Genomic DNA, 22,790 nt, shown 5'->3' on the forward strand with positions numbered 1-22,790 from the left:
ATCACAATCAAAAGGAGCGCGACAGTGATCGACACATTCAACAGAACCGGACCCCTCATGGAAGCTGCAAGTTACCCCGCCTGGGCTCAGCAATTGATTCAGGATTGCAGCGAGAGCAAGCGCCGCGTCGTCGAACATGAACTGTACCAGCGGATGCGCGATAACAAGCTCAGCGCAAAAACCATGCGTCAGTACCTCATTGGTGGCTGGCCGGTGGTCGAACAGTTCGCCTTATACATGGCACAGAACCTGGCCAAGACCCGTTTTGCACGCCACCCTGGCGAAGACATGGCGCGTCGCTGGCTGATGCGCAATATTCGCGTCGAACTGAACCATGCCGATTACTGGGTGCACTGGAGCCGTGCTCACGGCATCAGCCTGGAAGATCTGCAGGCGCAACAGGTTGCCCCTGAACTTCACGCCTTGAGTCACTGGTGCTGGCACACCAGTTCGTCGGACTCGCTGATCGTGGCTATCGCCGCCACCAACTATGCCATCGAGGGTGCTACCGGGGAGTGGTCGGCGCTGGTCTGTTCCAGTGGCGTCTATGCGGCATCGTTCCCCGAGGAAGATCGCAAGCGGGCCATGAAGTGGTTGAAGATGCACGCCCAGTACGACGATGCCCATCCTTGGGAAGCGCTGGAAATCATCTGCACCCTGGCGGGGCTGAACCCGAGCAAATCCCTGCAAATGGAATTGCGCCAGGCGGTCTGCAAAAGTTACGACTACATGTACCTGTTCCTGGAGCGATGCATGCAGTTGGAACTGGCAGCAAAAGCCCCGGTAGTCCGTGAGCGGATGGCGTTGGCCGAGAGCTGATCCGAAGGCTACACAAAACAACTGTAGGAGCTAGCCTGTGTGGCGAAGGGACAAGCCCCCTCGCCACGCATTTGATGGGCTGACTCAGCCCGCCATCGCCAACCGGTTACGCCCCTCGCGCTTGGCCACATACAGCGCACTGTCGGCTCGTCGCAACAGGCTCTCGGCAGACTCGCCGGGCAGCAGGGTCGAGCAACCCAGGCTGACCGTCAGTTCGATGGCCTTGCCTTCGGCTACATAGTCCTGAGCCTGCGCAGCGAACCGCAGTCGTTCGCCGACCATGGCCGCGGCTTCCCGGCTGGTGTTGGACAGCAGGATCATGAATTCTTCGCCTCCAAACCGGAACACCATGTCCACGTTACGCAACTGGCTTTTGATCGAGGCTGCGACGGCCTTGAGCACTTCATCGCCGGCGCTGTGCCCGTAGGTGTCGTTGATCTGTTTGAAGTGATCGATGTCCAGCATCAGCAGCGACAGGGGCTGTGAGTGTCGGCGCGACATCTCGATTTCCCGTTGCAGCGTCTGATCCATCGCGATGCGATTGCCGGTGTCGGTCAGCGGGTCGCGCAAGGCGCTTTGGGTGGCGGCACGGTAGAGCAGGGCATTGCGCATCGGGTAGAGAAGCGCTGATAACAGCGATTCCAGATGGCCTTGCTCCTCATCGCTGAAACGCTGATTGCGACGGAACACCAGTTCACCCAATTGCTCGCCTTCATGACTGAGGCTGTAGCTGATCGAATGATGACCTCGCTGGCCGAACTGCAGGCGCAAGTCGCTGGGCTGATGCTCATAATTCAAGGCATCCAGCGGTACAAGGCGCTGAATTTCACGGAAGAAAAGTCCGAGAATGCGTTGCGGCTCAAGACTGGTTTGCAGTTGCAGGCCCAGCTCCTGACGCAATTGCGCAAGACTGACGGGCCGCTCCAGAAGGGGAGGCTGCTGACCAAAGCCCAGGCGTTGCAATTTGGCGCTGTCGAAGTCAATTGCGTTGGTCTGGGAAGGCGATTTCATATGGCGTGAGCCCCTAAACAGTAAGACTGTCTTACAGGCTGGGTGAGAGCGGCTTTGGGCTGCGCGTCATACTGGTCCATCAGTCCCGTAGGACATTTGGCACGAGTTTAGTCCGCTTTGCCGAAGATTAGTAACCTCTCGGCTCAAGCTCTGCCCCGTCTGCTTTCACACGGCGTGTCTGAGCAAAATTAGAGCGAAAGTCGTGCCATTCAGTTCAGTCGGCTAAAAAGCGTTCTAAATCAACAAGGTTGGGGAGGTTACGAAGGATGGTGTCGAGGATGTTGACATTTATTTGACTTGAATCAGCTGCAGTTATCACCGGCTTTGTATGCCGCGACGGGAAGTCGTCGCGGCACAAAAGCGACGCACGGGCATTACTGAGCGTCGAACGCCTGACCGTTGATGCCGGTACTGTCCGGCCCCATCAAGTAAAGGTAGACCGGCATGATCTCCTCGGGTGTCGGGTTGTTCAGCGGATTTTCCCCAGGGTAGGCCTGAGCACGCATGCTGGTGCGGGTGGCGCCGGGGTTGATGCTGTTGGAGCGCACGGGGGCGACGGTGTCTACTTCGTCGGCCAGGGTTTGCATCAGGCCTTCGGTGGCGAACTTGGACACGCCGTAAGCGCCCCAATACGCACGACCCTTGCGACCGACGCTGCTGGAGGTGAACACCACCGAGGCGTCCTGCGACAGTTTGAGCAGCGGCAGCAGGGTGCTGGTGAGCATGAACATGGCGTTGACGTTGACTTGCATGACGCGCATGAAGTTCTCGCCGGACAACTGCTCGATCGGCGTGCGTGGGCCGATGATCGACGCGTTGTGCAGCAAGCCGTCGAGGTGGCCGAATTCGGTTTCGATCATGGCCGCCAGTTCATCGTATTGGTGGGGCAGGGCGGTTTCCAGGTTGAACGGGATCACTACCGGTTGTGGATGCCCGGCCGCTTCGATTTCGTCGTAGACCTGAGTCAGATTGGCTTCTGTCTTGCCCAGCAGCAACACGGTGGCGCCATGCGCGGCGTAGGTTTTCGCGGCGGCAGCACCGATGCCTCGGCCAGCGCCGGTGACCAGGATGACCCGGTCCTTGAGCAATTCAGGACGGGCGGAATAATCAAACATAAAAAACCTCACAACAATTCAACGTAGGCATGCATCGCATCTGTGGCAAGAGCGCTTATTGTGGCGAGGGGGCTTGCCCCCGTTGGGTCGCGAAGCGGCCCTCCATTCGCTACCTTCAGCCAGACCGTGTTCTCTGGATTTACGACTGCTTCGCAGCCGAACGGGGGCAAGCCCCCTCGCCACAAATGCTTCCTGTTGTCAGTCAGATCAGCAACTGCACAAAGCGCTATCCAGCACCAGGCGCAACTCCATTGGATGATCGACCACCACATCCGCGCCCCAATGCCGCGGGTTATCCTCCGGATGAATGTAGCCGTAGGTCACGGCGGCTGTTCTGGTGCCGGCATCGCGGCCGGATTCGATATCGCGCAGGTCGTCGCCGACGAACAGCACGCTGGCCGGATCGAGGTCGAGCATCTTGCACGCCAGGATCAACGGCTCCGGGTCCGGTTTGCTGTTCTTCACGTGATCCGGGCAGATCAGCAGCGCCGAACGCTCGGCCAGCCCCAATTGCTGCATGATCGGCTCGGCGAAGCGCAGCGGTTTGTTGGTGACCACGCCCCAGATCAGGTTGGCCTTCTCGATGTCGGCCAGCAATTCGCCCATGCCGTCGAAGAGCTTGCTGTGCACCGCGCAACCTTTGACATAGCGCTCCAGAAATTCCAGGCGCAGCTCCTCGAAGCCCGGCGATTCCGGGTCCATCGAGAAAGTCACCGCGACCATCGCCCTGGCGCCGCCGGAGATCTCGTCACGGATGTGCTTGTCGTTCATCGGCGGCAAACCACGCTCAGCACGCATCGCCTGGCAGATGGCGATGAAATCCGGCGCGGTGTCGAGCAGGGTGCCGTCCATGTCGAAAAGAACTGCTCTGATACGCATCGGCTTACTCCTCGCGCAGGGTCTGGATCATGTAGTTGACGTCGACATCGGATGCCAGTTTGTAGTGCTTGGTCAGCGGATTGTAGGTCAGGCCGATGATGTCTTTGACGGTCAGGCCGGCCATGCGACTCCAGGCACCGAGCTCGGAAGGGCGGATGAATTTCTTGAAGTCGTGAGTGCCGCGTGGCAGCAGCTTCATGATGTATTCGGCGCCGACGATGGCGAACAGATAAGCCTTCGGGTTGCGGTTGATGGTGGAGAAGAACACCTGGCCGCCAGGCTTGACCATGCGGAAGCAGGCGCGGATCACCGAGGATGGATCCGGAACGTGTTCAAGCATTTCCAGACAGGTGACCACGTCGAATTGCTCAGGCATTTCTTCGGCCAGGGCTTCGGCGGTGATTTGCCGGTATTCGACATTCACACCGGATTCCAACTGATGCAATTGCGCGACCGCCAGCGGCGCTTCGCCCATGTCGATGCCCATCACGGTGGCGCCGCGCTGGGCCATGGCTTCGCTGAGGATGCCGCCGCCGCAACCGACGTCGAGGACTTTCTTGCCGGCCAGATTGACGCGCTCGTCGATCCAGTTGACCCGCAGCGGGTTGATGTCGTGCAGCGGTTTGAACTCGCTTTCGCGATCCCACCAGCGATGGGCCAGGGCTTCGAATTTGGCGATTTCGGCGTGGTCGACGTTGCTCATGGTGTCAGTCCTCTAAAACTTGAAAAATTCTGTTGCCCCGGTTTTGGTCCAGGGTGCTTACAATTCGGTGCTTACGATTCGGTATGGCCGCTGATGCGCTGGCCCCAGGCCTTGGCGGTGGCGCACAGTTGCGCTTCATCCAGGCGGGTCAGGCGGCGGTCGTCGAGCAGTTGTTTGCCGGCGACCCAAAGGTGTTTCACGCAGTCGCGGCCAGTGGCATATATAAGTTGCGAAACCGGGTCGTAGACCGGTTGCTGCGCCAGGCCCGACAGGTCGAACGCGACGATGTCTGCCGCTTTGCCGACTTCCAGCGAACCGGTTTGCGCTTCGATTCCCAGCGCACGGGCGCCATTGAGCGTGGCCATGCGCAGGGCGCGATGGGCGTCCAGCGCGGTGGCCGAGCCGGCGACAGCCTTGGCCAGCAATGCGGCGGTGCGGGTCTCGCCGAGCAGGTCCAGGTCATTATTGCTGGCCGCGCCATCGGTGCCGACCGCCACATTCACCCCGGCCTGCCACAAACGCTCGACCGGGCAGAAGCCACTGGCCAGCTTCAGGTTCGACTCCGGGCAATGAATCACATTGGTGTTACTTTCTACCAGCAGCGCCAGGTCTTCATCGCTGATCTGGGTCATGTGAACGGCCTGAAAGCGCGGCCCGAGCAGGCCCAGGCGGCCGAGGCGGGCCAGCGGGCGTTCGCCGCGCTGCTCTACCGACTGCTGCACTTCGAAGGCGGTTTCGTGGACATGCATGTGAATCGAGGCATCCAGTTCTTCGGCGATCACCCGGATTTTTTCCAGGTTTTCGTCGCCCACGGTGTACGGGGCATGGGGGCCGAAGGTGACTTTGATCCGTTCGTGATGCTTGAGATCGCCGAATAATTCGACGCCCTGACGAATGGCTTCATCCGCCGTGCTGGCGCCTGGAATCGGGAAATCGAGGATCGGAATGGCGATCTGGGCGCGAATGCCACTGTTATGTACGCGTTCGCTGGCGACCTTCGGGAAGAAATACATGTCAGAGAAACAGGTGATGCCACCTTTGATCTGCTCGGCGATGGCCAGGTCCGTGCCGTCGCGTACGAAAGCCTCGTCGACCCATTTGGCTTCGGCCGGCCAGATGTGGTTTTCCAGCCAGGTCATCAGCGGCAGATCGTCGGCCAGGCCGCGGAACAGCGTCATGGCTGCATGCCCGTGGGCATTGATCAGGCCCGGGCTGAGCAGCATGCCCGGCAATTCGCGCACGTCGGTTGCGTTAAGCTTCAAGGCTGCTGCGCGAGGGCCGATAAACACAATACGACCATCGCGGATACCCAAGGCATGCTCTTTAAGGACCACGCCAGCCGGTTCGACGGGTACCAGCCAGGTCGGCAGCAATAATAGGTCGAGCGCAGCGGTGGGGGTCGGCATCGAGAGTCGGTTCCAGTGCTTTTGTAAAGGATGGCGAAGTATACCCGAGCGTCTTCGCGGGGGGATCGCTATAATCGGCGGCTTTTGTTCATGAGTGCGGGGTGTGGGATGCGCGATCGACTGTTGGCTGCGGAGAAGGTGAAGGCCATCGATTGGCGTGATGGCGCACTGTACCTGCTGGATCAGCGTATTTTGCCGTTCGAGGAAACCTGGATTGCCTACACCAGCGCCGCCGGTGTGGCCGAAGCCATTCGCTCGATGGTGGTGCGCGGTGCGCCGGCCATTGGCATCAGCGCTGCCTATGGCGTGGTGCTGGCGGCTCGCGCCCGATTTGCCGAGGGTGGCGACTGGCAAGCGGCGCTGGAAGAGGATTTCGCGCTGCTGGCCGACTCCCGTCCGACCGCGGTCAACCTGTTCTGGGCCTTGGGTCGCATGCGTGAGCGGCTTGAGCGCCTGAGGGAGCACGCCGATCCGCTGTCGGTGCTGGAGGCCGAAGCCATCTCTATCCATGAAAGTGATCGCGAAGCCAACCTGACCATGGCTCAGTTGGGCGTCGACCTGATCCGCAAACATCAAGGCAACGCCCAGGCGATCCTCACGCACTGCAACACCGGCGCACTGGCCACCGGTGGTTTCGGCACGGCGCTGGGGGTGATTCGCGGGGCGTTCATCGAAGGCATGGTCGAGCGCGTCTACGCCGACGAAACCCGGCCATGGCTGCAAGGTTCGCGATTGACTGCGTGGGAATTGGCCAATGAGGGTATTCCGGTGACCCTCAATGTCGACTCCGCTGCTGCGCACATCATGAAAACCAAGGGTGTGACCTGGGTGATCGTCGGCGCCGACCGGATCACTGCCAATGGCGATGTGGCGAACAAAATCGGTACCTACCAGTTGGCGGTCAACGCCATGCACCACGGCGTGCGCTTCATGGTGGTGGCGCCGAGTTCGACCATCGACATGAACCTGGCCAGTGGCGAAGAGATTCCTATTGAAGAGCGTGATGGCCGCGAGTTGCTGGAAGTTGGCGGCAAGCGGGTGGGGGCGGATGTGGAAGCGTTCAACCCGGTGTTCGACGTGACCCCGGCCGACCTGATCGATGCGATCGTCACCGAAAAAGGCATCGTCGAGCGCCCGGACACTGCGAAAATGGCCCAATTGATGTGCCGCAAGCGTCTGCATTGATGATCTGTATTGCCTGAAAGGACGCCATCGCGGGCAAGCCCGCCCCCACAGGTATAAGTGAGCACCGCTGAACCCTGTGGGAGCGTGCTTGCCCGCGAAGAGGCCCGGAAACACAATGAATCAGGCCCGAATCAGGCCTGAATTCTTCATTCGATGCTGCTCTAAGCCCCTCTCGTCTCCTTCAAGCCTGTCACCGGTCAACTAACTATGCTCCATGCGCATCTGGGGGATAGGTGCGTGGCGGCTCTTGTGATAACATCCGACGGTTTCCAGGGTAGCCTGATGTGGCTGCCTTTACTGCGCAGATCCATGGCATAACTCGTTGATTTGTCGTAAGTCGGTGCATGGCACTCAGTCTGCATCGGCGAGCTTCGTTCGTCCCATATGGATGTGACGAAGTTTCACCAGAAAAAGGAATCAGGCTTCTCATGGGCGAACTGGCCAAAGAAATCCTCCCGGTCAATATCGAAGACGAGCTGAAGCAGTCCTACCTCGACTACGCGATGAGCGTAATTGTCGGGCGGGCACTGCCGGATGCGCGCGATGGCTTGAAGCCCGTGCACCGGCGTGTGCTGTTCGCGATGAGCGAGCTGGGCAACGACTTCAACAAGCCGTACAAGAAATCTGCCCGTGTTGTCGGTGACGTGATCGGTAAGTATCACCCGCACGGTGATACCGCGGTGTACGACACCATCGTTCGGATGGCGCAGCCATTCTCGCTGCGTTACCTGCTGGTGGACGGTCAGGGCAACTTCGGTTCGGTAGACGGCGACAACGCCGCGGCCATGCGATACACCGAAGTGCGCATGACCAAACTGGCGCACGAGCTGCTGGCCGACCTGCATAAAGAAACCGTGGACTGGGTGCCGAACTACGACGGCACCGAAATGATCCCCGCGGTCATGCCGACCAAGATCCCCAACCTGCTGGTCAACGGCTCCAGCGGTATCGCCGTGGGCATGGCGACCAACATTCCGCCGCACAACCTCGGTGAAGTCATCGACGGTTGCCTGGCACTCATCGACAATCCGGAGCTGACTGTCGATGAGCTGATGCAATACATCCCCGGTCCGGACTTCCCGACCGCCGCGATCATCAACGGTCGCGCTGGCATCATCGAAGCCTACCGCACCGGTCGCGGGCGCATTTACATGCGTGCCCGCTCGATCATCGAAGACATCGACAAGGTCGGTGGCCGTCAGCAGATCGTCATCACCGAACTCCCTTACCAGCTGAACAAGGCCCGTCTGATCGAGAAGATCGCCGAGCTGGTCAAAGAGAAGAAGCTTGAAGGCATCACCGAGCTGCGCGACGAGTCCGACAAGGACGGTATGCGCGTCGTGATCGAGCTGCGTCGCGGCGAAGTGCCTGAGGTGATCCTCAACAACCTCTACGCCCAGACTCAGCTGCAAAGCGTGTTCGGCATCAACATCGTTGCGCTGATCGACGGCCGTCCGCGGATCCTCAACCTCAAGGATCTGCTGGAAGCCTTCGTTCGTCACCGTCGCGAAGTCGTGACCCGCCGTACCGTGTTCGAACTGCGTAAGGCGCGCGAACGTGGCCACATCCTGGAAGGTCAAGCGGTTGCCCTGTCGAACATCGACCCGGTCATCGCCCTGATCAAGGCTTCGCCGACCCCGTCGGAAGCTAAGGAAGCGCTGATCAGCACGCCGTGGGAATCCTCCGCGGTGGTTGCAATGGTTGAACGTGCCGGTGCCGATTCGTGCCGTCCGGAAAACCTCGATCCGCAATACGGTCTGCGCGACGGCAAGTACTTCCTGTCGCCAGAGCAGGCACAAGCCATTCTGGAACTGCGTCTGCACCGCCTGACCGGTCTGGAACACGAGAAGCTGCTGGCCGAGTATCAAGAGATCCTCAACCAGATCGGCGAGCTGATCCGCATCCTCAACAGCGCCACGCGCCTGATGGAAGTGATCCGCGAAGAGCTGGAAGTGATCCGTGCCGAGTACGGCGATGTACGTCGCACCGAGATTCTCGATGCCCGTCTCGACCTGACCCTGGGCGACATGATCCCGGAAGAAGAGCGCGTCGTGACCATTTCCCACGGTGGCTACGCCAAGACCCAGCCTTTGGCTGCGTACCAGGCTCAGCGTCGTGGCGGTAAAGGTAAATCGGCTACCGGCGTGAAGGATGAGGACTACATCGCTCACCTGCTGGTCGCCAACAGCCACACCACGCTGCTGCTGTTCTCCAGCAAAGGTAAAGTGTACTGGCTGAAAACCTACGAAATCCCGGAAGCCTCCCGCGCTGCCCGTGGTCGTCCGCTGGTCAACCTGCTGCCGCTGGACAGTGATGAATACATCACCACCATGCTGCCGGTCGAGGAATACACCGAAGGTCACTTCATCTTCATGGCCACTGCCAAAGGCACCGTGAAGAAGACCCCGCTGGAATCCTTCAGCCGTCAACGCAGCGTCGGTCTGATCGCGCTGGAGCTGGATGAAGGCGACGTGCTGATCTCTGCGGCCATTACCGATGGCGATCGCGAAGTCATGCTGTTCTCCGACGGCGGCAAGGTGACTCGCTTCAAGGAAACCGACGTTCGCGCCATGGGCCGTACCGCTCGCGGTGTCCGCGGCATGCGTCTGCCGGAAGGCCAGAAGCTGATTTCCATGCTGATCCCGGAAGAAGGCAGCCAGATCCTCACCGCTTCGGCGCGTGGTTTCGGCAAGCGCACGGCGATCACCGAGTTCCCTGAGTACAAGCGTGGCGGTCAGGGCGTTATCGCCATGGTCAGCAACGAGCGTAACGGCCGCTTGGTCGGCGCCGTTCAGGTGCTCGACGGCGAGGAAATCATGCTGATTTCCGACCAGGGTACGTTGGTTCGTACCCGCGTCGACGAAGTGTCCAGCCTGGGCCGTAATACCCAGGGCGTGACCCTGATCAAGCTGGCCAACGATGAAACGCTGGTGGGCCTGGAGCGGGTTCAGGAACCGTCGGAAGTCGAAGGCGAAGAGCTGGAAGGCGAAGGGCTTGCAGGTGAAGAGGGTGCAGTGTTCGAGGGTGAGGTCGTGATCGACGATGTTGCCGACGACCAGCAACTCGACGCCGCCGCCGACGAAGAGCCGCAGGAGTAAGCGGGCAAGCAGGGGGCGGATGAAGATTCGCCCCCTTGTTGTTTGTCCTCAGGGAACTGTGGAATTGTTTTTTATGTAGGAGTTGTCGAGCGAAGCGATGCTGCGATCTCTTGATCTGGCTCTTGCTTTCGCTCAGCACTAAAAGATCGCAGCCTCGCTCTGCTCGACAGCTCCTACAGATTTATTGCGTGATACCACCAAATCAGAGCGAGATTGGATGTGAGCAAGAGAGCCTATAACTTCTGTGCCGGTCCTGCGGCGCTTCCCGAAGCTGTCCTGAAGCGCGCCCAGGCTGAACTCCTTGATTGGCACGGCAAGGGCCTGTCGGTCATGGAAATGAGCCATCGCAGCGATGAGTTCGTGTCCATTGCCACCAAGGCCGAGCAGGATCTGCGTGATCTGCTGAATATCCCCTCGAACTATAAAGTGCTGTTTCTGCAAGGTGGCGCGAGCCAGCAATTTGCTCAGATTCCTCTGAACCTGTTGCCGGAAGGCCGCTCCGCCGACTATATCGATACCGGTATCTGGTCGCAGAAGGCTATCGAAGAAGCTTCGCGCTACGGCCACGTCAACGTCGCCGCGACCGCCAAGCCTTACGACTATTTCGCTGTGCCTGGTCAGAACGAATGGAACCTGTCGAAAGATGCGGCCTACGTTCACTACGCGCCAAACGAAACCATCGGCGGCCTGGAATTCCAGTGGATCCCGGAAACCGGTGATGTACCGCTGGTCGCCGACATGTCCTCGGACATTCTTTCGCGCCCGGTGGATGTCTCGCGTTTCGGCATGATCTACGCCGGCGCCCAGAAAAACATCGGCCCGAGCGGCATCGTCGTCAACATCGTTCGCGAAGACCTGTTGGGTAACGCCCGTTCCATCTGCCCGACCATGCTCAACTACAAGGTCGCGGCCGACAACGGCTCGATGTACAACACGCCGCCAACCCTGGCCTGGTACTTGTCTGGCCTGGTGTTCGAGTGGCTGAAAGAGCAGGGCGGCGTCGAAGCCATCGGCAAGCTCAATGAAGTGAAGCAGCGCACGCTGTACGACTTCATCGACGCCAGCGGCTTGTACAGCAACCCGATCAACAAGTCGGACCGCTCGTGGATGAACGTGCCGTTCCGTCTGGCCGACGATCGTCTCGACAAGCCGTTCCTGGCCGGTGCCGACGAACGTGGCCTGTTGAACCTCAAAGGTCACCGTTCCGTGGGCGGCATGCGTGCCTCCATCTATAACGCCGTCGATATCGTTGCGGTCAACGCACTGGTTTCGTACATGGCAGAGTTCGAGAAGGAACACGGCTAATGTCTGAGCAAGAACTCAAGGCACTGCGCCTGCGCATTGATGCTCTGGACGAAAAGGTCCTGGAGCTGATCAGTGAGCGCGCACGCTGCGCCCAGGAAGTTGCGCGAGTAAAGATGGCCTCGCTGGCCGAAGGCGAAGTGCCGGTGTTCTATCGTCCTGAGCGCGAAGCTCAGGTGCTCAAGCGCGTGATGGAGCGTAACCAGGGGCCGCTGGGCAACGAAGAGATGGCGCGGCTGTTCCGCGAAATCATGTCCTCGTGCCTGGCCCTCGAGCAGCCGCTGAAAGTGGCTTACCTCGGCCCTGAAGGTACCTTCACTCAGGCGGCGGCCATGAAGCACTTCGGTCACGCGGTGATCAGCAAGCCAATGGCGGCAATCGACGAAGTGTTCCGTGAAGTGGCGGCCGGTGCGGTGAACTTTGGCGTGGTCCCGGTGGAAAACTCCACCGAGGGCGCGGTCAACCACACTCTCGACAGCTTCCTCGAACACGACATGGTGATCTGTGGCGAAGTCGAGCTGCGTATTCACCATCACCTGTTGGTTGGCGAAAACACCAAGACCGACAGCATCAGTCGCATCTATTCCCACGCCCAGTCCCTGGCCCAGTGCCGCAAGTGGCTGGATGCCCATTACCCGAATGTCGAGCGCGTGGCGGTGTCCAGCAACGCCGAAGCGGCCAAGCGGGTCAAGGGTGAGTGGAACTCGGCGGCGATTGCCGGCGACATGGCTGCCGGCCTCTACGGGTTGACCCGTCTGGCCGAGAAAATCGAGGATCGCCCGGACAACTCCACGCGATTCCTGATGATCGGTAACCAGGAAGTGCCGCCGACCGGTGACGACAAGACCTCGATCATCGTTTCCATGAGCAACAAGCCCGGCGCTCTCCACGAGTTGCTGGTGCCGTTCCACGACAATGGCATCGATCTGACACGGATTGAGACCCGTCCGTCGCGCAGCGGTAAATGGACCTACGTGTTCTTCATCGACTTCGTCGGCCATCACCGCGACCCACTGGTCAAAGGTGTGCTGGAAAAGATCAGTCAGGAAGCGGTGGCACTCAAAGTGCTGGGTTCCTACCCGAAAGCAGTTCTCTAAGGGCGGTAGCAAATGAGTGGCAACTTCCTCGCTCTGGCACAGCCGGGCGTGCAACAACTTTCGCCTTACGTTCCGGGCAAGCCTGTGGACGAACTGGCCCGTGAGCTGAACCTCGATCCGGCCAGCATCGTCAAGCTGGCGAGCAACGAAAACCCGTTGGGTGCCAGCCCCAAGGCGCTGGCGGCGATTCGTGAAGCGCTGGCCGAGCTGACCCGCTATCCGGACGGCAACGGTTTTGCGCTCAAGACCCTGCTGGCCGATCAGTGTCGCGTCGAGCTGAACCAGGTGACGCTGGGCAACGGCTCCAACGATATTCTGGAGCTGGTGGCGCGTGCCTATCTGGCACCGGGCCTGAACGCGGTGTTCAGCGAACATGCGTTTGCGGTCTATCCGATCGCGACCCAGGCCGTTGGCGCCCAGGCAAAAGTGATCCCGGCCAAAGACTGGGGTCATGATCTGCCGGCGATGCTGGCCGCGATCGATGCCGATACCCGCGTGGTATTCATCGCCAACCCGAACAACCCGACCGGGACCTGGTTCGACGCCGAGGCGCTGGATGAATTCCTGCAGGACGTTCCGGCCCATGTGCTGGTGGTGCTGGACGAGGCCTACATCGAGTACGCCGAAGGCAGCGACTTGCCGGATGGCCTGGACTATCTGGCGGCCTATCCGAACCTGCTGGTCTCGCGCACCTTCTCCAAGGCCTATGGTCTGGCGTCGCTGCGGGTCGGCTACGGTTTGTCCTCGGCCATCGTCGCCGATGTGCTCAATCGCGTGCGTCAGCCGTTCAACGTCAACAGCCTCGCGCTGGCCGCCGCTTGTGCCGCGCTGCAAGACGTCGAGTACCTGGCTGAAAGCCGTCGCCTGAACCAATCCGGCATGCAGCAGCTTGAGGCGGGTTTCCGTGAGTTGGGGCTGAGCTGGATTCCATCCAAAGGCAACTTTATCTGTGTCGATCTGGGTCGCGTTGCTGCCCCGGTGTTCCAGGGGTTGCTGCGCGAAGGCGTGATCGTGCGTCCGGTGGCCAACTACGGCATGCCAAACCACCTGCGCATCACCATCGGTTTGCCAGCGGAAAACAGCCGCTTCCTCGAGGCGCTGACCAAGGTTATGGCTCGTGGTTGATGTCACTGCACTGCAATCTGCTGAACCTATGATCGGTCGCCTGGTGGTGGTCGGTCTGGGGTTGATCGGCGGTTCGTTTGCCAAAGGCCTGCGTGAAAGCGGTCTGTGCCGCGAAGTGGTCGGGGTCGATCTCGACCCGCAGTCGCGCAAGCTGGCGGTCGAGTTGGGTGTGGTGGATCGCTGCGAAGAAGACCTGGTGGCGGCTTGCCAGGGCGCGGACGTGATTCAGTTGGCGGTGCCGATCCTGGCCATGGAGAAACTGCTCGCGCTGTTGGCGGGCATGGACCTGGGGCAGGCGATTCTGACTGACGTCGGCAGTGCCAAGGGCAATGTGGTGCGCGCGGCGACCGAAGCATTTGGCGGCATGCCGGCGCGTTTCGTGCCGGGGCATCCGATTGCCGGTTCCGAGCAGAGTGGGGTGGAAGCCTCCAATGCCGACCTGTTTCGTCGCCATAAAGTGATTCTGACGCCGCTGGATCAGACCGATCCGGTCGCGCTGGCAGTGGTCGACCGGTTGTGGCGCGAATTAGGCGCCGACGTCGAGCACATGCAAGTCGAGCGTCATGACGAAGTGTTGGCGGCAACCAGCCATTTGCCGCACTTGCTGGCGTTCGGTTTGGTCGATTCATTGGCCAAACGCAATGAAAATCTTGAGATCTTCCGTTACGCTGCGGGCGGTTTCCGCGATTTCACAAGAATCGCCGGTAGCGACCCGGTCATGTGGCACGACATCTTCCTCGCCAACCGCGAAGCTGTCCTGCGCACACTCGATACATTTCGCAGCGACCTCGACGCCTTGCGCGACGCGGTCGATGCAGGGGATGGGCACCAATTGTTGGGCGTGTTCACTCGCGCCCGGGTTGCCCGCGAGCATTTCAGTAAAATCCTGGCCCGCCGGGCCTATGTGGACGCTATGAATTCCAACGATCTGATTTTCCTGGCACAACCTGGTGGCCGCCTGACTGGGCGGATTCGTGTACCGGGCGACAAATCGATTTCCCACCGCTCGATCATGCTCGGTTCCTTAGCCTGCGGCGTCACCGAAGTGGAAGGTTTCCTCGAGGGCGAAGACGCCCTGGCGACCCTGCAAGCTTTCCGCGACATGGGTGTCGTCATCGAAGGTCCGCACCATGGTCGTGTGACCATTCACGGCGTCGGCCTGCATGGCCTGAAGCCTGCGCCGGGCCCGATCTATCTGGGTAACTCCGGCACTTCGATGCGTCTGCTGTCTGGCCTGCTGGCTGCGCAGAACTTCGACAGCACCCTGACCGGCGACGCTTCGTTGTCCAAGCGCCCGATGAATCGCGTGGCCAATCCGCTGCGTGAAATGGGCGCTGTGATCGAGACCGCCGCTGACGGTCGTCCACCGATGACCATTCGTGGCGGCAACAAGCTCAAGGGCCTGACTTACACCATGCCGATGGCCAGTGCCCAGGTTAAATCCTGCCTGCTGCTGGCGGGTCTGTATGCCGAAGGCAAGACCACGGTCACCGAGCCGGCACCGACTCGCGACCACACCGAGCGCATGTTGCGCGGCTTCGGCTACCCGGTGACCGTTAACGGGGCGACCGCCTCGGTCGAGTCCGGCCACAAGTTGACCGCGACCCACATTGAAGTGCCGGGCGATATCTCGTCGTCGGCGTTCTTCCTGGTGGCGGCGTCGATTGCCGAAGGTTCGGAGCTGGTGCTCGAACACGTCGGCATCAACCCGACCCGCACCGGCGTAATCGACATCCTGCGCCTGATGGGCGCTGACATCACTCTGGAAAACCAGCGTGAAGTTGGTGGCGAGCCGGTAGCTGACCTGCGTGTGCGGGCAGCTAAACTCAAAGGTATCGAGATTCCCGAAGCGCTGGTTCCACTGGCTATCGACGAGTTTCCGGTGCTGTTCGTGGCGGCTGCATGTGCCGAAGGTCGCACTGTGCTGCGTGGTGCCGAAGAGCTGCGCGTGAAGGAGTCGGACCGGATCCAGGTCATGGCGGACGGTCTGCTGGCGTTGGGCGTCAAGTGCGAGCCCACTCCGGACGGCCTCATCATCGACGGCGGCCAGATCGGCGGCGGCGAAGTGCACGGTCACGGCGATCACCGGATTGCCATGGCCTTCAGCGTGGCTTCACTGCGCGCCACTGCGCCGATCCGCATCCATGATTGCGCCAACGTCGCGACCTCGTTCCCGAACTTCCTCGCGCTGTGCGCGCAGGTCGGTATCCGTGTTGCACAAGAGGCTCAGTCGTGATCAGCATTGCACCGGTCATCACTATTGATGGGCCAAGCGGCTCTGGCAAAGGTACTGTCGCCGGGATTCTGGCCAAGCGCCTGGGCTGGAACCTGCTGGATTCCGGTGCACTTTATCGACTGCTGGCTTTTGCCGCGCATAACCATGGCGTCGACCTGACCAATGAGGAATTGCTCAAGAAGCTCGCCGCTCATCTGGATGTGCAGTTCATCGCGGCGACCGATGGTCAGTTGCAGCGCATTATTCTGGAAGGTGATGAAGTCAGCGATGTGATCCGTACCGAGAGTGTCGGCTCGGGTGCCTCGCAGGTCGCCGCGTTGCCCGCGGTTCGCGAGGCGTTGCTGCAGCGTCAGCGGGCTTTTCAGGAGGCGCCGGGTCTGGTGGCCGATGGTCGCGACATGGGTACGGTGGTATTTCCCGACGCACCCTTGAAGATTTTCCTCACTGCCAGTGCCGAAGAGCGTGCGCGCCGACGTTACTTGCAGTTGAAGGGCAAAGTCGATGGTGTTAGTCTGTCGAGTCTGCTAGATGAGATACGTGCGCGCGATGAGCGTGACACCCAGCGAGCGGTAGCCCCGCTCAAACCGGCGGCTGACGCCATACAGCTGGATTCCACGGAATTATCCATCGAGCAGGTGCTGGAACGCATCATGAGCGAGATCGCCATTCGCGATATCGCCGGGTGACCAAGAGGGCCGCAGGGGACCAGTCATAGTCCTGCGGAGCTTCTTTTAAATGAAACTAACCCACATCGTCTGGGATGTGGAGATGGGCGTATTCTTCGCCCTTATCAACAGGAATTAAAATGAGCGAAAGCTTTGCGGAACTCTTTGAAGAAAGCCTAAAAACCCTGAACCTTCAGGCAGGCTCCATCATCACCGGTGTTATCGTTGATATCGATTACCAAGCTCGCTGGGTAACCGTTCACGCTGGCCTGAAGTCTGAAGCACTCATCCCGCTTGAGCAGTTCTACAACGACGCTGGCGAACTGAACATCAACGTCGGTGACGAAGTTCACGTTGCTCTGGACTCGGTTGAAGACGGCTTTGGTGAAACCAAGCTGTCCCGTGAAAAAGCCAAGCGCGCTGAATGCTGGATTGTTCTGGAAGCAGCCTTCGCAGCCGAAGAAGTGGTCAAGGGCGTTATCAACGGTAAGGTTAAAGGCGGCTTCACTGTCGACGTTAACGGCATCCGTGCGTTCCTGCCAGGTTCTCTGGTTGACGTCCGTCCAGTGCGCGACACCACGCACCTGGAAGGCAAAGAGCTGGAATTCAAGGTCATCAAACTCGACCAGAAACGCAACAACGTTGTCGTTTCCCGTCGCAGCGTCCTCGAAGCCGAGAACTCCGCCGAGCGTGAAGCTCTGCTGGAATCCCTGCAGGAAGGCCAACAAGTCAAAGGTATCGTCAAGAACCTCACCGATTACGGCGCATTCGTCGATCTGGGTGGCGTCGATGGCCTGCTGCACATTACCGACATGGCTTGGAAGCGTATCAAGCATCCTTCCGAAATCGTCAATGTTGGCGACGAGATCGATGTCAAGGTTCTGAAGTACGATCGCGAGCGCAATCGTGTTTCCCTGGGCCTCAAGCAACTGGGCGAAGATCCATGGGTTGCTATCAAAGCCCGTTACCCAGAAAGCACTCGCGTTACCGCTCGTGTAACCAACCTGACCGACTACGGCTGCTTCGCTGAGCTGGAAGAAGGCGTTGAAGGTCTGGTACACGTTTCCGAAATGGACTGGACCAACAAGAACATCCACCCTTCGAAAGTCGTACAAGTCGGCGACGAAGTGGAAGTTATGGTTCTGGACATCGACGAAGAGCGTCGTCGTATCTCCCTCGGCATCAAGCAGTGCAAATCTAACCCATGGGAAGATTTCTCTGGCCAGTTCAACAAGGGCGATAAAATCTCCGGCACCATCAAGTCGATCACCGATTTCGGTATCTTCATTGGTCTGGACGGCGGCATCGACGGTCTGGTTCACCTGTCCGACATCTCCTGGAACGAAGTGGGCGAAGAAGCCGTACGCCGCTTCAAGAAAGGCGACGAGCTGGACACCGTTATCCTGTCGGTTGACCCAGAGCGCGAGCGCATCTCCCTGGGTATCAAGCAACTGGAAAGCGATCCGTTCTCCGAGTACGTTCAAGAGAACGACAAAGGCGCCATCGTTAAAGGCATCGTGAAAGAAGTTGACGCTAAAGGCGCCATCATCACTCTGGCCGACGATATCGAAGCGACTCTGAAAGCCTCCGAAATCAGCCGTGACCGCGTTGAAGACGCGCGCAACGTTCTGAAAGAAGGCCAGGAAGTAGAAGCCAAGATCATCAGCGTTGATCGCAAGAGCCGCGTAATCCAGCTCTCCATCAAGTCGAAAGATGATGCTGAAGAGAAAGAAGCAATCCAGAGCTTGAAAGACAAGCCTGCTGCTGACATCGCTGCTGGTCCTACCACTCTGGGCGACCTGTTGCGTGCACAAATGGAAAAACAGAACTGAGTTCTGTCAGACCATAGAAAAAGGGCGACTTCGGTCGCCCTTTTTTGTGTCTGCGATTTGGTGAATCCCTAATGTGCTGACGCTGCAATATTTCTTTCGTGAAACCAATGATCTACATAAGTTGTCTGTAACTTCATACAGGTCAATTGTCGATTCAGGGGCTAGGCTTAGTCTGAGGTGAGCGATCGCCGATCAGTACGCTCGATCTAAGGAATTGAATGAACAAGTTCATTGTCGTGATAGCAGTAATGACATTGGCAGGTTGTACCACTAGTGCCAAAACTCATGCGATACGCGGCGTCAGTGGCATAGAGGTCGATTGTTCGGGGTTGGGCTCGGGATGGGAGAGGTGTTACAAGCGAGCGGCCAAGGAGTGTAAGGGGGCAGGCTATAAAGTCATCGTAAGGTCCGATGAGGCCAAAGAGGAAGATGTATTCCCTTTCGGCTTCAATCCTGCAGGTTATCTGACGCGCACCATGCTCGTCATATGCAGGTGAGCGGATGAGTTCGTCAGCGTTCCGGTGCTCTGAAATCAGGCATCTCGCGGCCGGGGAGAATATGTCAAAGCTCAGGCTGTTCAAATTCATCAGAGCATGCTAAAACCTTTGAAGCGCTGATCTAGCTGCTTGAAAAAGAAGGGAAAAATATGACGAAGTCGGAGTTGATCGAACGAATTGTCACCCATCAAGGGCTACTCTCATCCAAGGATGTGGAGCTGGCCATCAAGACCATGCTTGAGCAAATGTCCCAATGTCTGGCCACTGGTGATCGAATCGAGATCCGTGGTTTTGGCAGCTTCTCACTGCACTATCGCGCACCGCGCGTAGGGCGCAATCCAAAAACAGGTCAGTCCGTCAGCCTTGACGGCAAGTTTGTTCCGCATTTCAAGCCAGGCAAAGAACTGCGCGATCGTGTGAACGAAGATGAGGAGGAAGGGCTTTGACGGCTTCCGCACTTCAAGGAGTCGCTGATGCGTAACCTCAAGCGCGTACTCCTCGCTGTATTTGTCCTGTTGCTCGTTCTGGTGATCCTGGCGTTCGTTCTTGAGAACCAGCAAGGCGTGTCCCTGCTGTTCCTCGGTTGGGCGGGCCCGCAGTTGCCAGTATCGCTGATCATGGTAATTGCGCTGCTGATCGGCATGGTGATCGGGCCCATTCTGGGCTGGTTTCTGGGGCGTCCGTCCAGAGCCTCACGCAAGCGCCTTGTCTGAGTGCGACAAGCCCGCTGTAGGCGTGGAATTTGCTTCGCAGCTTGTCCATATCCGTTAGTAAAACCTTCATTAAGCTGTAAAATGCCGCGCTTGATCGATAGGGCATTTCCTGATTTGTTCAAACTGACTCAGTCAGAAGCTTCAGCTGACTTGATGGCTTTTGCATTCATGGATTAGGCAACGCTCGGTTGGCGGCCCCGTCAGTAACTCAAGGATATGGTTTCGCGTGAAAATTCTAGTAACCGGCGGCGCCGGGTTCATCGGCTCGGCAGTCATTCGTCATATCATCTCCAACACTGCCGACTCTGTCGTTAACGTTGATAAACTGACTTATGCCGGTAATCTTGAGTCGCTGGCCGGAGTCAGCCAGAACTCGCGTTATGTGTTCGAGCGCGTCGACATCTGCGACCGCGATCAAGTGGACCGTGTCCTGCGTGAACACCAACCGGATGCAATCATGCACCTGGCCGCAGAGTCTCACGTTGACCGCTCGATCTCCGGTCCATCCGAGTTCATCCAGACCAACATCATCGGCACCTACACCTTGCTGGAAGCTGCGCGCCACTATTGGACCGCACTGGATGATGCGCGCAAAGCCAGCTTCCGCTTCCACCATATTTCCACCGACGAAGTCTACGGAGACCTTGACGGTCCGGAAGACCTCTTCACCGAAACCACGCCGTATCAGCCAAGCTCGCCATACTCGGCCAGCAAGGCCAGTTCTGATCATCTGGTTCGCGCCTGGAGCCGTACCTACGGCCTGCCGACCCTGGTTACCAACTGTTCGAACAACTATGGTCCGTTCCACTTCCCTGAGAAATTGATCCCGCTGATCATTCTCAACGCACTGGAAGGCAAGCCGCTGCCGGTCTACGGCAAAGGCAATCAGGTTCGTGACTGGCTCTACGTCGAAGACCACGCCCGCGCACTGTACAAAGTCGTGACCGAAGGCGTGATCGGCGAGACCTACAACATCGGCGGCCATAACGAGAAGCAAAACATCGAAGTGGTACACACCCTTTGCGCACTGCTCGACGAATTGCGTCCGGACTCCGCTCATCGTCCACACGCCAGCCTGATCACCTATGTTCAGGATCGCCCGGGCCACGACCAGCGTTACGCGATCGACGCCAGCAAAATCCAGCGCGAGCTGGGCTGGACGCCGGAAGAGACCTTTGAAACCGGTATTCGCAAGACTGTCGAGTGGTACCTGAACAACACTGAGTGGGTAGCTCACGTGAAGAGCGGCAGCTACCAGCAATGGATCGACCAGAATTACGCGGGCCGTTCGGACAAAGCATGAAAATTCTCCTGTTGGGAAAAAACGGCCAGGTCGGCTGGGAGCTGCAACGCTCTCTTGCGCCTCTTGGCGAACTGATCGCCCTGGACCGTCACCCAGTCGATGGTTTGAGTGGCGACCTGTCTGACCTCCATGCACTGCGCGCGACGATTCGTCAGGTCAGGCCGGACGTCATCGTCAACGCAGCGGCCTACACTGCGGTCGATAAAGCTGAGTCCGAGACTGAACTGGCCAGCCGCGTGAATGGTCAGGCGAGTCAGGTCATGGCTGAAGAAGCCGTATCTCTAGGGGCTTGGCTGATTCACTACTCGACCGATTACGTGTTCAACGGTGAAGGCCTGGCGCCATGGCAAGAGACCGATGCCGTCGCCCCAGTGAATCACTACGGTGCCAGCAAACTGGCCGGCGAGCAGGCGATTATTGCCTCGGGCTGCAAGCACCTGATCTTCCGTACCAGCTGGGTCTATGGCGCTCGCGGCAACAACTTTGCCAAGACCATGCTGCGTCTGGCCAAGGACCGCGACACCCTGAGCGTCATCGCCGACCAGATAGGCGCCCCGACCGGCGCGGACCTGATCGCCGACGTGACTGCGTTGGCCATTCAACAAGTGCTGCAGCGTCCTGAGCTGGCGGGCCTGTATCACTTGGCGGCCGCCGGCGAAGTATCCTGGCATGGCTACGCCAGCCACGTGATCGGTTTTGCAAAGGCCAACGGTGAAGAGCTCGCTATTACAGCGATCAACCCGATAGACACAGCCGCCTACCCAACACCGGCGCGCCGCCCTCTGAATTCCCGGTTGAACACTCAGAAGCTGCGCGACAATTTTTCTCTGCACTTGCCTGATTGGCAAAGTGGCGTCACCCGAATGCTGATGGAAATCCTGAATAAATGACAACGACAAATCGTAAAGGCATCATCCTCGCTGGTGGCTCGGGCACTCGTCTGCACCCGTTGACCCTTGGTGTGTCCAAGCAGATGCTGCCGATTTACGACAAGCCGATGATCTTCTATCCGCTGTCAGTGTTGATGCTTGCCGGTATACGCGAAATCCTGATTATTTCCACTCCGGAAGATCTGCCGTGCTTCCGCAAATTGCTAGGCGATGGCGGCCTGTACGGCATCAAGTTGACCTACGCCGAGCAACCTAGCCCGGACGGGCTGGCACAAGCCTTCATCATTGGCGAAGAATTCATCGGCAAGGACCCTTGCTGCCTGATCCTGGGTGACAACATCTTCTACGGTCAGCACTTCTCGGACAACCTGCGTTCCGCCAGCGCTCAAGAAATCGGCGCGACTGTATTTGGCTATCATGTGGCTGATCCTGAACGTTTCGGTGTTGTGGAGTTCGACGCATCTGGTCGGGCGCTGAGCATAGAAGAGAAGCCGCAGAAACCCAAATCCAGCTACGTTGTGACTGGTCTTTACTTCTACGACAACAAGGTCGTCGAGATTGCTAAAGGCATTAAGCCGTCCGCACGCTGCGAGCTGGAAATTACCGACATCAACCGCGCCTATCTTGAACAGAATGCTCTGAAAGTCGAAATTCTTGGTCGCGGTTTTGCCTGGTTGGACACCGGAACTCACGACTCGTTGCTAGAGGCTAGCCACTTCGTGCACACCATAGAGAAGCGCCAGGGACTGAAAGTTGCTTGCCTGGAAGAGATTGCCTACCACAACGGTTGGATCACGGCTGAGCAACTTGGAGCTCAGGCTGAAAGTCTCAAGAAAACGGGGTATGGTCAGTACCTGCAAAAATTGTTGGATGCGAGTTCTGGCTGATCGCGAACCTTATTTTTCGACGTTTCA

The 22,790-nt window shown here is 58.8% G+C and carries 20 protein-coding genes; 15 read left to right on the top strand and 5 right to left on the bottom strand.

Annotated features, from left to right (window positions below; all coding sequences use genetic code 11):
• The first annotated feature begins 57 nt into the window (after window positions 1–57).
• The gene (locus AF70_RS08930) at window positions 58–819 is read left to right on the top strand and encodes a TenA family transcriptional regulator (protein WP_218584820.1); all 762 of its coding nucleotides are present in this window, start codon (window positions 58–60) and stop codon (window positions 817–819) included.
• An 84-nt stretch (window positions 820–903) separates the two neighbouring features.
• Here the strand turns inward: AF70_RS08930 and AF70_RS08935 are convergent, their stop codons facing one another.
• The 5 genes from AF70_RS08935 to AF70_RS08955 all read right to left on the bottom strand — a co-directional run bounded on the left by AF70_RS08935 (window position 904) and on the right by AF70_RS08955 (window position 5,933).
• Window positions 904–1,830, bottom strand: a complete 927-nt coding sequence (locus tag AF70_RS08935) for a GGDEF domain-containing protein (RefSeq protein WP_019582591.1) — start codon at window positions 1,828–1,830, stop codon at window positions 904–906.
• Between the two features lie 374 nt (window positions 1,831–2,204).
• A complete protein-coding gene (locus tag AF70_RS08940; protein WP_007939907.1) occupies window positions 2,205–2,945 on the bottom strand; it encodes a YciK family oxidoreductase in 741 nt (246 codons plus the stop codon).
• 207 nt (window positions 2,946–3,152) lie between these two features.
• Complete coding sequence (mupP, locus tag AF70_RS08945; RefSeq protein ID WP_018929859.1) at window positions 3,153–3,824, bottom strand: N-acetylmuramic acid 6-phosphate phosphatase MupP; 672 nt, start codon at window positions 3,822–3,824, stop codon at window positions 3,153–3,155.
• 4 nt (window positions 3,825–3,828) lie between these two features.
• The gene (ubiG, locus tag AF70_RS08950) at window positions 3,829–4,527 is read right to left on the bottom strand and encodes a bifunctional 2-polyprenyl-6-hydroxyphenol methylase/3-demethylubiquinol 3-O-methyltransferase UbiG (protein ID WP_018929858.1); all 699 of its coding nucleotides are present in this window, start codon (window positions 4,525–4,527) and stop codon (window positions 3,829–3,831) included.
• Between the two features lie 71 nt (window positions 4,528–4,598).
• Window positions 4,599–5,933 (bottom strand): TRZ/ATZ family hydrolase, encoded by a 1,335-nt coding sequence (locus AF70_RS08955; RefSeq protein ID WP_028938971.1) that lies wholly within the window; start codon window positions 5,931–5,933, stop codon window positions 4,599–4,601.
• Window positions 5,934–6,041: 108 nt separating this feature from the next.
• On the opposite strand from AF70_RS08955, the gene mtnA reads away from it, so the two are divergent.
• The 14 genes from mtnA (at window position 6,042) to rfbA (ending at window position 22,763) form a co-directional block, all read left to right on the top strand.
• The gene (gene mtnA, locus AF70_RS08960) at window positions 6,042–7,118 is read left to right on the top strand and encodes an S-methyl-5-thioribose-1-phosphate isomerase (protein WP_028938972.1); all 1,077 of its coding nucleotides are present in this window, start codon (window positions 6,042–6,044) and stop codon (window positions 7,116–7,118) included.
• Window positions 7,119–7,546: 428 nt separating this feature from the next.
• Entirely contained in the window at window positions 7,547–10,216 is a 2,670-nt protein-coding gene (gene gyrA / locus AF70_RS08965; protein WP_018929855.1) for a DNA gyrase subunit A, read from the top strand.
• Between the two features lie 219 nt (window positions 10,217–10,435).
• Window positions 10,436–11,521: a 3-phosphoserine/phosphohydroxythreonine transaminase gene (gene serC, locus AF70_RS08970; RefSeq protein ID WP_028938973.1), complete on the top strand. Its 1,086-nt coding sequence runs from the start codon at window positions 10,436–10,438 to the stop codon at window positions 11,519–11,521.
• Window positions 11,521–12,615 carry a prephenate dehydratase gene (gene pheA, locus AF70_RS08975; RefSeq protein ID WP_007939916.1) on the top strand — a complete coding sequence of 365 codons (1,095 nt, stop codon included), beginning with the start codon at window positions 11,521–11,523 and terminating at the stop codon, window positions 12,613–12,615. Before serC ends, pheA begins: the two co-directional genes overlap by 1 nt.
• 12 nt (window positions 12,616–12,627) lie before the next feature.
• Window positions 12,628–13,740, top strand: coding sequence for a histidinol-phosphate transaminase (hisC, locus tag AF70_RS08980; protein WP_007939918.1), 1,113 nt, complete (start codon window positions 12,628–12,630; stop codon window positions 13,738–13,740).
• A 28-nt stretch (window positions 13,741–13,768) separates the two neighbouring features.
• A complete protein-coding gene (locus AF70_RS08985) occupies window positions 13,769–15,976 on the top strand; it encodes a bifunctional prephenate dehydrogenase/3-phosphoshikimate 1-carboxyvinyltransferase (RefSeq protein ID WP_028938974.1) in 2,208 nt (735 codons plus the stop codon).
• On the top strand, window positions 15,973–16,662 hold the full coding sequence (gene cmk, locus AF70_RS08990; protein ID WP_028938975.1) for a (d)CMP kinase: 690 nt from the start codon (window positions 15,973–15,975) through the stop codon (window positions 16,660–16,662). Before AF70_RS08985 ends, cmk begins: the two co-directional genes overlap by 4 nt.
• 119 nt (window positions 16,663–16,781) lie before the next feature.
• Window positions 16,782–18,473 carry a 30S ribosomal protein S1 gene (gene rpsA, locus AF70_RS08995; protein WP_018929851.1) on the top strand — a complete coding sequence of 564 codons (1,692 nt, stop codon included), beginning with the start codon at window positions 16,782–16,784 and terminating at the stop codon, window positions 18,471–18,473.
• Between the two features lie 218 nt (window positions 18,474–18,691).
• Window positions 18,692–18,970: a hypothetical protein gene (locus tag AF70_RS09000; protein WP_028938976.1), complete on the top strand. Its 279-nt coding sequence runs from the start codon at window positions 18,692–18,694 to the stop codon at window positions 18,968–18,970.
• Between the two features lie 149 nt (window positions 18,971–19,119).
• Complete coding sequence (ihfB, locus tag AF70_RS09005) at window positions 19,120–19,416, top strand: integration host factor subunit beta (RefSeq protein ID WP_003369729.1); 297 nt, start codon at window positions 19,120–19,122, stop codon at window positions 19,414–19,416.
• Window positions 19,417–19,443: 27 nt separating this feature from the next.
• Complete coding sequence (locus AF70_RS09010; protein WP_028938977.1) at window positions 19,444–19,683, top strand: LapA family protein; 240 nt, start codon at window positions 19,444–19,446, stop codon at window positions 19,681–19,683.
• 226 nt (window positions 19,684–19,909) lie between these two features.
• Complete coding sequence (gene rfbB / locus AF70_RS09015) at window positions 19,910–20,986, top strand: dTDP-glucose 4,6-dehydratase (protein ID WP_028938978.1); 1,077 nt, start codon at window positions 19,910–19,912, stop codon at window positions 20,984–20,986.
• Window positions 20,983–21,876: a dTDP-4-dehydrorhamnose reductase gene (gene rfbD / locus AF70_RS09020; RefSeq protein WP_028938979.1), complete on the top strand. Its 894-nt coding sequence runs from the start codon at window positions 20,983–20,985 to the stop codon at window positions 21,874–21,876. Before rfbB ends, rfbD begins: the two co-directional genes overlap by 4 nt.
• Window positions 21,873–22,763, top strand: a complete 891-nt coding sequence (gene rfbA, locus AF70_RS09025) for a glucose-1-phosphate thymidylyltransferase RfbA (protein ID WP_028938980.1) — start codon at window positions 21,873–21,875, stop codon at window positions 22,761–22,763. The genes rfbD and rfbA overlap by 4 nt, the downstream gene beginning before the upstream one ends.
• Window positions 22,764–22,790 lie beyond the last annotated feature (27 nt).

Source organism: Pseudomonas sp. KD5 (assembly GCF_012932895.1).
Lineage (GTDB): Bacteria > Pseudomonadota > Gammaproteobacteria > Pseudomonadales > Pseudomonadaceae > Aquipseudomonas.